This is a genomic window from Gimesia panareensis, assembly GCF_007748155.1.
Taxonomy (GTDB): domain Bacteria; phylum Planctomycetota; class Planctomycetia; order Planctomycetales; family Planctomycetaceae; genus Gimesia; species Gimesia panareensis.
In genome coordinates this window covers 1,774,216-1,785,861 of record NZ_CP037421.1, presented here as the reverse complement: position 1 = coordinate 1,785,861, position 11,646 = coordinate 1,774,216, and the positions used below count along the sequence as shown (strand labels likewise).

At 55.2% G+C, this 11,646-nt stretch carries 9 protein-coding genes and 1 tRNA gene; 4 read left to right on the top strand and 6 right to left on the bottom strand.

All coding sequences use genetic code 11. The features are described 5' to 3' along the window. Window positions 1–68: 68 nt before the first annotated feature. From msrA to Enr10x_RS06760, 3 genes are all read left to right on the top strand, one after another. Window positions 69–794, top strand: a complete 726-nt coding sequence (gene msrA / locus Enr10x_RS06770; RefSeq protein WP_145105347.1) for a peptide-methionine (S)-S-oxide reductase MsrA — start codon at window positions 69–71, stop codon at window positions 792–794. Between the two features lie 210 nt (window positions 795–1,004). Then, window positions 1,005–3,674 carry a PSD1 and planctomycete cytochrome C domain-containing protein gene (locus Enr10x_RS06765; RefSeq protein ID WP_145448509.1) on the top strand — a complete coding sequence of 890 codons (2,670 nt, stop codon included), beginning with the start codon at window positions 1,005–1,007 and terminating at the stop codon, window positions 3,672–3,674. A gap of 22 nt (window positions 3,675–3,696) precedes the next feature. Continuing rightward, window positions 3,697–5,100: a DUF1501 domain-containing protein gene (locus Enr10x_RS06760; protein ID WP_145448508.1), complete on the top strand. Its 1,404-nt coding sequence runs from the start codon at window positions 3,697–3,699 to the stop codon at window positions 5,098–5,100. 87 nt (window positions 5,101–5,187) lie between these two features. Here Enr10x_RS06760 and Enr10x_RS06755 read toward each other — a convergent pair whose 3' ends face one another. The 5 genes from Enr10x_RS06755 to Enr10x_RS06735 form a co-directional block, all read right to left on the bottom strand. After that, the gene (locus Enr10x_RS06755) at window positions 5,188–5,631 is read right to left on the bottom strand and encodes an outer membrane protein assembly factor BamE (RefSeq protein ID WP_145448507.1); all 444 of its coding nucleotides are present in this window, start codon (window positions 5,629–5,631) and stop codon (window positions 5,188–5,190) included. Window positions 5,632–5,722: 91 nt separating this feature from the next. Next, a complete protein-coding gene (locus Enr10x_RS06750) occupies window positions 5,723–5,926 on the bottom strand; it encodes a YqaE/Pmp3 family membrane protein (RefSeq protein WP_145105336.1) in 204 nt (67 codons plus the stop codon). 147 nt (window positions 5,927–6,073) lie between these two features. Further along, a complete protein-coding gene (locus Enr10x_RS06745; protein ID WP_145448506.1) occupies window positions 6,074–6,865 on the bottom strand; it encodes a glycosyltransferase family 2 protein in 792 nt (263 codons plus the stop codon). Next, the gene (locus Enr10x_RS06740) at window positions 6,862–8,079 is read right to left on the bottom strand and encodes an FAD-dependent oxidoreductase (protein ID WP_145448505.1); all 1,218 of its coding nucleotides are present in this window, start codon (window positions 8,077–8,079) and stop codon (window positions 6,862–6,864) included. Before Enr10x_RS06740 ends, Enr10x_RS06745 begins: the two co-directional genes overlap by 4 nt. 44 nt (window positions 8,080–8,123) lie before the next feature. After that, window positions 8,124–8,197: transfer RNA gene (locus Enr10x_RS06735), tRNA-Ile, on the bottom strand. Window positions 8,198–8,468: 271 nt separating this feature from the next. Between Enr10x_RS06735 and Enr10x_RS06730 the strand changes: the two genes are divergently transcribed. After that, window positions 8,469–9,542 (top strand): sialidase family protein, encoded by a 1,074-nt coding sequence (locus Enr10x_RS06730; RefSeq protein WP_145448504.1) that lies wholly within the window; start codon window positions 8,469–8,471, stop codon window positions 9,540–9,542. Here Enr10x_RS06730 and Enr10x_RS06725 read toward each other — a convergent pair. Next, on the bottom strand, window positions 9,539–11,608 hold the full coding sequence (locus Enr10x_RS06725) for a CehA/McbA family metallohydrolase (RefSeq protein WP_145448503.1): 2,070 nt from the start codon (window positions 11,606–11,608) through the stop codon (window positions 9,539–9,541). The two genes, Enr10x_RS06730 and Enr10x_RS06725, sit on opposite strands and share 4 nt — an antisense overlap. Window positions 11,609–11,646: the final 38 nt, after the last annotated feature.

Here is an 11,646-nt window from a genome sequence, read left to right as displayed (position 1 = left end):
GAGGCCAGTCACTTAGAATTTGACGCACTGGTTCCATTCAGACATCTTCGCAAAGGGATTTCTCTGCAATGACGTTTTCACAACTGCCCCAGCTGGCACTCGTTGTCTTGACCGTTACCACCCTGTTCACACTACTGACCGCCTGTGAGAACTCGGTCACGAAAGAAGACCGCCCCGTCGTGATCACCGATGAGGAGCCGCAATCCGAAATCAAAATGGCCGCCCACGAAGCAGAGGACGGGCTGGAAGTCGTCACGCTCGGTTCGGGCTGTTTCTGGTGCACCGAAGCGGTCTTCCGCGAACTCAAAGGGGTCAAGTCCGCTGTCTCAGGCTACTCGGGAGGCGCAGTCCCCAACCCGACCTACAAAGCGGTCTGTACCGGCACCACCGGTCATGCAGAAGTCATCCAGGTCACCTTCGATCCCAAAGTGATTCCGTTCACCGATATCCTCAAAGTCTTCTGGGAAACCCACGACCCGACCACCCTCAATCGACAGGGGGCAGACGTCGGCACTCAGTACCGCTCCGCCGTCTTCTATCACAATGAAAAGCAGAAAGCAGAGGCGACGGCCTACAAGAAGCAGCTCGACGATTCAGGCCAGTTCAAAAGTCCCATCGTTACCGAAATCACCGAATTCAAAAACTTCTACCCGGCGGAAGACTATCACCAGGATTACTTCAAACTCAATCCGAACCAGCAGTACTGCCAGTACGTCATTCGCCCCAAACTGGAAAAATTCCGCAGCAAATTCAGTGAGAAACTGAAAACGGAAGAGGGTGAAAAAAAGCAGTGAGGTAGAAGCATGAAATACTCCGAGTCAGCAGGCTCGAATGTATTTACAGCCTGACTGAGTATCTCTGGTCTCAGGAAAGGAGCTGTTTTCCATTGAGAGGCCCGAGACCCTCTGATATATTAACTCCTGTTGATGCGTCTTTTTACCTTAGGGGATGACCTTACTGTCATTGTCTGTTTCAGCTGACAGACCGTGAACGGAGTACCGTAGATGAGACACTCTGGACGACTCTCAGGAAAACAGATTCTCCTCATCCTCGGAATGATCATCTGTCTAATCCTGGTCGAATCGAATGCTGCCAGCCTCGCAAAAGACTCCGCGAAAGGCAAAAAGGTCGCGCTGACCTATGAAAAAGACATCCTCCCGATTTTTCGGGCGAAGTGCTTTCGCTGTCACGCAGGCGTCGAACCCAAAGGCGGACTGAATCTGTCCCAGCCTTCCGCGCTGTTGATCGGAGGCGACTCCGGAGCCGCCATTCGAATTTCTGCGGCCGAATCCAGCCTGCTCTATGAGAAAGTCACTTCTGGCGAGATGCCTGCTGCCGGGCAAAAACTGACAGCGAAAGAAAAGGGAGTGATTCGAACGTGGATTAATGACGGTGCCAAAGGCATTAAACCTGCGACCACCGTGGATCGCTCGGATGACGTCACGGGCGTCGAACTCTGGTCCTTTAATCCGCCGGCACGGCCCCCCACACCAGCGGTAACTGCACAGCAGCGAGTCTCAAATCCGATCGATGCGTTCATTCTCAGAAAACTGGAAGAGCACCAACTCACGCTGCAACCCGAAGCGGATCGCCTGACACTGCTGCGACGTGCCTCATTCGATTTGATCGGGTTGCCTCCTTCGCCAGAGGAGATCAAACAATTCCTCGACGATCAGCGACCCGATGCCTACGCGCGGATGATCGATCGCTTACTGGCAAGCCCGCATTACGGTGAGCGCTGGGGGCGGCACTGGCTCGACGTCGCAGGATATACGGACTCTGCAGGCATCCTCTCATCCGATCTCCCCCTGCCGTTGGCTTATCGCTATCGCGACTATGTGATTCGCGCCTTTAATAAGGACAAACCCTACGACCGCTTTTTACAGGAACAGATTGCCGGCGATGAACTGACCGACTACTGGACCGCGTACAACACGCAGGACACTTTACCCGAGGAAGTCGTGGAAGGCATCACCGCCACCGGCTTTCTGAGGACGGCCGCAGACGCCAGCCGTCCGGACTTTTCCTCCATCAAGAACGCGGCTGGGCAATATTTCTACCCCACCATGTTCGACACACTGCAAATTGTCTGCTCCTCGACGATGGGACTGACCGTGCAGTGCGCCCGCTGTCACAGTCATAAATTCGATCCGGTTCCGCAGGTCGATTACTATCGCATGCAGGCCGTCTTCACAGGTGCGTATCGCCCGACGGACTGGGTTCCGCAGATGAACCGTCGGCTCAAGATCGCCTCAAAAAAGCAAAAGCAGTCTGCGGACAAAATCAATGCCGAAGTAGACAAACAAGTAAAACAGCTGAAAGCCGGCTTCGAGAAATATAAACAGGGACTGGCAGACCAGATTTTCGCGAAACGTCTGACCGCATTACCCGAGCAGATTCGCGATGACGTCGAAATCGCCTTTGCCGTATCCAAAGAAAATCGCAGCGAGATCCAAAAGTATCTGTTTGAGAAGTTTGAAAAACAACTTCGCCCCGATGTGAAGGAACTCGATCAAGCCTTTAAAGCGAACTTCCCGGAATACGTCATCAAAGGCAAAGCGTTGAATGACCAGGTTGCCGCCGCAGAAAAACGCCGCATCCACTTTGACGAAGTGCGTGCCCTCTACGATTTGCCGGGCAGTGTCACCACGCCCGTCTTACTGCGGGGAGATCCGCAAACCCCCGGTCCAAATGTCGAACCTGGCGTGATTACCACGATCGACACCCCGGAACCATTTTCCTGGACACCCCCGCCGAAAGACACTCCCACGAGTGGACGTCGCCTCGCTTTTGCACGCTGGTTAACACAACCAGAGCACCCGCTCACCGCCCGAGTGATGGTCAACCGAATCTGGCTGCATCACTTCAGTACCGGGATCGTCTCCACGCCGGAGGACTTCGGCGTTTCCGGTTCCCCTCCCAGTCATTCCGAATTGCTCGACTGGCTGGCAACAGAATTCGTCCAGAACGGCTGGAGTATCAAACACATGCACCGGCTGATTCTCACATCCAGCACATGGCGTCAGCGATCGCGTGTCAGCCCCGAAACCCGTCAATCAGGCACCGCCATTGATCCGGAAAACAGGCTCCTCTGGCGACAAAACATGCAGCGACTCCAGGCCGAGCCGCTCCGCGACGCTGTCCTGGCAACATCCGGGTTACTGGATCCCACAATGTTTGGTGCGCCCATTGCCGTCCAGCGATTAAAGAGCGGTGAGGTGATCGTACCAGTCAAATCGGCACCGGATCGACGATCGATCTATATTCAGATTCTCCGTCTGAATCCTCAAACCATGCTCCGCGCGTTTGATCAGCCGGAAATGACCGTCAATTGCACAAATCGCAGCACGTCCACCGTCTCGACACAGGCATTGACGCTGCTGAACAGCGATCCCATGGTGCGTGCAGCGAATGCTTTTGCGAAACGGGTACAGACCGAACAACCCGAGGATCCCACAGGCCGCGCGGTCCTGGCCGCTTTTTCACGCCCCATTACTTCGGACGAACGAGAGCTGTTTACAGAATTTCTAGAAGAACAAACAGCAAAACATCTCGCCACCCATTCCAGCAAAGAACAGCAGAAACCGGAAATCATCAAGCAATCAAAACAGCTGGCCATGGCCGACCTGTGCCATATGCTGCTCAGCGCGAACGAGTTTGCCTACATCGACTGATCTATTCTTTTCGGAGACTTCCATGAGCCAGATAAATCCCCTGACACGCCGCGCCGCACTACGAAGGCTGGGAGATGGATTTGGCGGACTTGCACTCGCCACGATGCTCTCTGAAGCGGCTGCATCCTCGCGGCAGACGACTCGCACCCCAAACAGCCTCCCCAAAGCAAAAGCGGTGATCCAGCTTTACATGCATGGCGGGCCGAGCCACGTCGATCTGTTAGATCCCAAGCCGATGCTGAACAAGTTCCATGACACCCCACCGCCTGGAGAAGTAGCCGACGACGAAAAGCGAACCAAAAACCTGATGGGCAGTCCCTTCCAGTTCAAAAAGTGCGGCAGCAGCGGTCTTGAGTTCTCCGAGATCCAGCCCTGGGTCTCGCAACATGCTGACGAGATCGCTGTGGTGCGTTCAATGTTCACCGAACATCGCAACCACGAACAGGCAATCTGGATGGCACAGACGGGACTGACAGTTGCGGGACGTCCCACGCTGGGATCATGGGTCACCTACGGACTCGGATCGGAAAATCAAAACCTCCCCGGATTTGTGGCACTACCCGATCCGAAAGGCCAGTCCGTAGATGGCGTCCGTAACTGGTCCAGCGGTTGGCTGCCTCCTCAGTATCAGGGAACAGTTTTCCGGGAACAGGGCAGCCCCGTACTGCACCTGGAACCCTCTAAGCCCCGCACACAGGCGCTCACCAACGGCCGTCTGCGACTGCTCAAACAACTCAACCAGATGCACCTGGCCGAACGTGCCGGCGCGTTGGAACTCGAAGCCCGCATCGACACCTTTGAAATGGCCGGCCGCATGCAACTTGCCGCCACCGATGCCCTCGACCTCTCACAGGAAACACAGGAAACGCAAAAACTGTACGGTCTCGACAATCCGACCACGAAGTCCTACGGCACACGATGCCTGATGGCGCGACGGCTGGTCGAACGGGGCGTCCGATTCGTCTCCCTCTTCATGGCAGGTCAGCCCTGGGATACACATTCAAAGAATAACACACAGACAAAAGCCTGCTGTGATCGTACAGACCTGCCCATCGGCGGATTGCTCACGGACCTCAAGCGCCGCGGCCTGCTCGACTCGACATTGATCCTCTGGGGCGGCGAATTCGGGCGCACCCCCGGTGCACAACAGAGCAATAAACAGATCGAATTTGGACGCGATCACCATCCGTATGGTTTCAGCGTCTGGATGGCGGGCGGCGGAATCAAAGGCGGACAGGCCTACGGTGCCACCGACGATTTTGGTTACCGGGCCATCGAGAAACGCACACAAACCGCCAATCTGCACGCGACGATCCTCCACCTGTTAGGCCTGGATCACGAAATCCTCACCTACCATCACAATGGCCGCGATGAACGGTTAACCGACCTCTACGACACAAAAATTCTTAAAGAGTTGATTGTCTGACTGCAACCGGAATAGTTCTGCAGCAAATTCAGTGAGAAGCTGAAATCAGGGAAAGAGACCCCGGACAAAACAGAATCATCCGACCACTTATTTTGATCCGAATTCCGGCGTGCAGATGCCCACCGTATCGAAGAACTCGGACTCCCCGTCGGAGCGGAACAGGTTGAGGTAAAGTTTGGGAAACCAGTAATTGCAGGGGTGCTCACGATAGTTTTCGTCAAATGCCGCCCGACGGGAAATCGCCCGGACCAGTTCCGGGGCAGGCGTCGTATGCACCGCAAGCCCTTCATAGGTCACGATATAATCCCGGTCTTGACTGACCTCGATAAAGTCTACCCGCAGTTCCTGATTATAGGAAACCTGAAACGCGTTTCGAAAAAAACAGTCCCTGTCGGGAAACGAAAGGCCCCATTTTTCACATGCCTGTTCGGTATGAGAAGGCTCTCCCAGGACCGCACGGACTTCCTCTTGCGACATCCCCAGTTGAACTGGTCCCATCGACTCCAGTGGAATGACTTCCCAATGATGCATTACAGTTTCCTGATCAGCAGTGAATGGCACAGATCAATCGGATACAGATCGATGCGAATCCAGTCAATCATAAGATCGAAGCCGATCGGCCTCAATCATTCCGCTTGCCTTCAGACACCGCCTTAACCAGTTCCCTGTTTCGCTGATCTGCTTTGTATTCACTGACCACCATGATGGCGTGAATCATTCCAGGAACCCAGAAAAAGAGCGTGAGAATGACGTTCAATAAAAACTGAAAAGGTTTGCCTGCCAGCAAAACGGCCAATGGTGGAATCACAACAGCCAGAAAATACATCTCACTCTCTCCCGTTCCGAGCGTGTCTGTTTTCGAAGTCGCGCAATCCGTTGAGACTATCCATAAACAAGGTGAATATCAAGAACAAACCGACAGCCATCAGTCTCCTGTCTTCTCTGACCGAAGGGATTCTACTGAAGCTGAAACTCATTCTCGTTCGCGATATATCTGAATCAGCTTCCGTCTCGCCGCCCTTCGCTCCGCTGGTTGGCTTGCCAGCTGCGTATCTATTTCGTGCAGCAGAATTTCCAGTCGCTGGTCGCCTGTCAGAGGTTTCCAGGTATGATGCGTATTCGTGTCGTGATAGCGTTTGAGGTAGATTGCACTCGGCACTTCTACAAGATATGTCGATAGAGCAATGCTGAAGACCCAGATCTGATCGGCATAATCGTGCGGGAACATTGGCAGTGGCCGATTGAATTCCCGTCGCACCACTCCCCGATAGGGGATTCCCAGATTCCAGTGCAGATCAAGGTGAATTGCCTCACGCCAGGGGGGTTTTACTCCCAACTCACACGGGACTCGCTCCATCCGTGTCATTTCCATTCGCTGCATGTCCAGTTTATCGATCACTCCAAAGGCCAGCCCCGCTGATGGTCGCGCATCCAGCGCCGCAATCAGTTCTTCGTAGTATCCGGGATAAAACTCATCATCCTGAGGCATGATTGAAAAGAATTCAGTGTGTACCAGACTCAGCAGTTCGTTCACATGTACCCGCCAGTCAGCCACACCCGCTTCGCGACGAAACGTAATTCGCTCATCCCCCAAATGCCGATCTTCCAGAAGCAGCAATGCATCATCCACCTGCGTAATATCGCTGATGATCAGTCGACTCGCAGCTGGACTACGATCGATCGTCGTTGAAATGGTGTCCACCCATCGTGCCGCCTGATGCAGTGGCATGAGGATTGTCAGCCGGTCCTCGGCATGCGAATTCACTTCATGGCCTCATTTATTTGTGCCCCGGTGATTTCCCCCAGTTGAGGGGCATTGGTCAGCTTACCGGTATCTACCGTCCACCAGCCAGCATACGACTTCACACCAAAAGCTTCCCGCCGGTGCAGCGCGCTCTGGGGATCCTCAATATCCGTAGATCCCCGGGCCACGATCACCCCGGCTGCTGAAGACAAGATACGGGCTCCTGCCAGATCAGGCAGCCATTGCTGTAAAGCAGAGAGCGAACGTTCCGCTACCGACTGTGCCACCTCGGGATCTTCCAGCGACCGTTGTGGAGGCAGTTCCCCGAAATAAGTCCGGCACTCCGGGTACCAGCTGATATAAACCTGTCCGTCGCGTCGCGGTACAACATCACCATAGGGTCCCTGCACCATCGTAATCGGAACCAGGGGACGCATTCCCGGCGTCTGCTCTACCATGATCTGATGTTTGACCCGATAACAGAGAGGCGCGGCATCAGCGGGAATTCCCACCGTCGCATCAATCCGGGCCCGGTCACTCCAGGTACAGTTCGCCACCAGGTCGGCATCAAGTGTTCGTGATTCCCCTGCCTCTTGCAGATTGAGTCGAAAGCCGCCCGCTCTCCGCTCGGCACCATCCACCATGATTCCACAACGCAACTCAATCAAAGGATGTCTGCGCAGTTGATCTTTCAGTCGTGCCGCCAGATAACGCGGATCGATGGCGGCTTCTTCTGTCTCAAAAAAACCCTTCATGGACAGTCCCCGATCGAAGGGTGAATCAGCGTCTTCACCAGCAGCACGCCATAACCAGCTCAGTTCTCTCCCCAGGTACCCGGGGCAGCACAACTCATGCTCTGCCATTTCGCTCAGCAGAGCACTCAAACTGGTGTAGGAAGCGTGCAGCGTTCCTACTTCAGCAATGCTGTCCGGCATCACCGCATACAGAAAGCCCTCCGATCGCCACTCATGCCAGGGCAACTCACCACACCAGCGATCGAGTAAGGGAGCAAAGCAGAGCGCTCCTTCCAGCATCTTCCGCTGCGTCGCCCCACTCTGGTCCAGGGCATACACAAACCCGAGATGGATCTTGCCTTCATTCCGCAAGCTGGCAGCGCTCAATGGGGAAGGCCGCGATTCAATTAATGTCACTGCATGCCCGCGATGCGCCAGCGCCAAAGCCACACACGTCCCCTGCAGCCCGGCCCCGAGAACGACAATCCGCGGTCTCCCCATCCGATCAGCCTCCTGCAGATATCGGGCAATGTAAAAAGAAAAAATAGGGCCGACAGGACTCGAACCTGTAACCAACAAATTATGAGTTTGCTGCTCTAACCGATTGAGCTACGGCCCCGGATTGGGTTCTGACAGGGGTCGGTTCATACAGATCAGTCGGAACATTTCCTGCAAAATCTGCGGCTGAATACCTGTGAACCGGGAGGCTGATAGCTTACTGGAGTCGCCGATGGGTGTCAAAGCATTCGGACGCGAAACACGCGATCCTGTCTCACTTTCGGCTAAATCCGCCTCTCTGTTGAACTCTGACACCAGAGCGGGTAAACAGGATCGTAGTGCAATCGACTTTTTTGAGATTTCCTCAGCCAGATTTGGGAGGCCCGATTCGAATGGTTCAACACTCTTTGATCCCTGTTTTGAGTCTCTATCTGCTCCTGTTGTCACTCTGCTGCTCGACCGCAAGGGCGGAAAAAACGGCTCCCTCCGCTCCCCTCCGCGTCGGCTCTGTTAAAGGGGGACACATTCACCCGGCTCTGTGCCGCGCCGCCAACGGGGACCTGCTCGCCGTCTATAACGAAAACGGCGGAGGCGGTAAAGAACTGCTCCTCTCCCGCTCAACTGATGGCGGGAAGACCTGGACCACCAGCCAGCCGATTCCCGTCATCAAAGACTGCTCCATCTATCCCGGTTCGCTGACCACTCTCCGCAGTGGCGAAATCGTTCTGCACTGGTCCTGCTATCGCATCAAAGGCAAACGCCGCTGGCGGGTACCTCAGTTCTGTACGTCGCACGATCATGGCGTCAGCTGGTCCCCCGTTACGGAAATCCCCCTCGATGACTACTCGAACTATACCTGTCTTCGTCATCCCATCCTGGAACTCGAGAACGACCGCTGGGTCTGTCCGTTTTACGATCGCACTGTGATCTACGACCGGACCTCCAATTCTGTCACCCCCTTCGGCGATGGACGAAACCATGGTATGGTCCCCCTGGTCAGAACCGCCACAGGCACCATCATCAGCGGTGCACCACAAAGCGAGGCCCCCGTGCCGGTGGGCAAGCCGGGCAATATGGCTTACGGGCTTCGCTCGACCGATCAGGGACAAACCTGGCAGGCCCTCAACAACCTCCCCTATTTCGGTGTCGCCGGCTACGACCTGAACGTCCTGAAATCGGGTGACGTCGTGCTCACATCGATCCTGTATGGCGTCGGTCGCGATGACGAGTGGGCTTACGAGCTCACGCTCTCACATGACGAGGGTAAGACCTGGGACACCGCGAACTCGGTCATCATTTATAATCCGGGGCGCCCCATCAAAGGTCGCGGCTGGCCCCGCACGGTTCAGATCGACGACCAGACACTGGGCACGCTCTTTTACGATCTCGATCCAAAACAACCGGATGGGCCCGGCGTCTTTTTTGTCCGCACGCCACTGGCAGCCCTGAGATCAGACAAACGCTAATCTGCAGCTTGTGCGATCTGACTCTTCCGCCAGGCAGCCCCGTACAAGGCAAACCCCAACTGCACCGGTTCCGCAGCCTGTTTAAGTGCTTTCGTCAATTGCGGGTCAAAAGGAGTAACCCCACGCTGCCGCAACAAACCCGCGGCCTGAAGAATCACCGCCCGATCATACTTCGCCAGGCTTTTGAGCAATTCCGGCAACTCATCCCCCTGCTCTTCGACCAGTCGTTCTGCATACTTAACTGCCGGCGTGCGCTGGCCGTCACCATCTGCGTCGATCCAGACTGCGCCGGTCGAACCGACCACCTGAGACTTGTATTCCGATGACTCCGGCTGATACGGCTGTGCCATCGGCCAGTAAGGGGCAGACACACCGGGGCCCGTCGCGATCGCCACCAGGTGACAGTCCTGCGACCGCGGCTCCAGTTTCCAGGTCCCCTGCCATTTCACACCCCCGCCTGGCTTTGAGTTAATCTCTTCGCTGCGGATTAACTCGCCGTTCGCATACAGGTCGATCCGCTCCGCCTTGACCCAGGCAGGACCAGAGACCGTCAGCGTCACATCCAGCTGTTTCGTAGCGGGCACCAGTTCTCCCGGTCCATATTGACCATTGACCTTGATCCGTGTGAACAGGCCGTATGACAACAGCACTTTGCCGTCCACGAAATTCTGAATCGTCTGCGGCACATCAATTTTTCCCGGATCCTGATCGTCCGCCTGAATATAAGTCCGTCCCTGACCCACAATGTATCGGCTCACATCGTGCGAATCGCTGCAACCCACGGGGGTCAGCATCACCTCCCGGTTCAATTCGCCGAACCAGTCTCGGTACAGCTGCAGAACATCGGTTTGCGTCGCTCCCGAATTGATGATTTCCATCGCATTGGCCCGTAGCTTCCAGCCTTTGAGGTTTTCGCCTGTCAGCCCGATATGGTTCTTCGGGCCAAAAGGACGGTAGTTCGAATGAATGTCGCGGGCATGGTTCAGGATCACCGCTTTCACGTTCGGCGTGCCAAAGATGCTCTTGAAAATCCCCTCCCAGCTCATCAGCTTATAATCGGGAATTGGTCCCCCTTCCTGCACGGGAAAGACATTGAAGTGCCCCAGTTTCGTCGTGACTTCATTGCCAATCACCGGCGTAAAGTATTTTCGAACGTGCAGCTTGCGGGCCAGCGGATCGTAGTTGATCTGCTTGTTGTGATCGGTGGCGATGGGAAACTCGATCTGCTCCCCCGCCAGCGTCATCATCCGTTCTTCCATCGAACAGTCGCCATGACCGGAATGCGTAAAAGTATGGATGTGCGTGTCACAACTGACATAGCCACTGGTATCGACTTCGCGGTTGATCTTGAGCGGCACCTGTTTTTTATCGCCCGCCTTGATGCTGATTTTTTTCTCCGCCACGCCGTATTCAAATCCGCGACCGGCGTAAATCGTATAGGTACCCGCCGGCAGCTGGAATTCACTCTTTCCGCTGCTGGTGTAGATCACCCCGGTCCGCACCGCCTGTGTCGAGTTCGACTCTGCTGACGTCACCACCAGTGTTCCCGCCTGATCGACAATCGTAATCCGACAGGGGACCGGCTTTTCACTGGTCCCTTCCACGACACTTACCGAGACGGTCGCCTCAGAGAGAACCTTCTGTCGCGGTTCCGGAAACAGCACGATTTCCCCGACGCGAATATCATCAGGAATCAGCTTCCCCGACTGAAAAACCCGTAACTGGTTTTTACCCGCTTTCACCAGTCCCGCGGGAACTGGCAACAGCAGCTGCTGATCATTCTCATCCCGCACCAGTTTGCCCAGCACTTTGCCGTTCAACTCGACATTCCAACCCTGCTTGATATCCTGCTGACGCAGCTGCAGAGTTGCTTCCCCCTCGTTCGCTTTCGCCTCGAACTGCACCGACAGTTCCGATCGGGGTGTGGCTTCCGGGAAGGTCGCCCACTCTCGTTCCCCCGAGTGCCGCAGATGCACGAGTTTCGATGTAATCAGAGTTGCCTCATCGGCTGAGACCAGTCCGGCTCCCGCCAGCCATAAGAATAGAGTCAGGAATTTCCAGTTCATAATTGAAAACGCTTTATGAAAAATGAATGAAACAATAA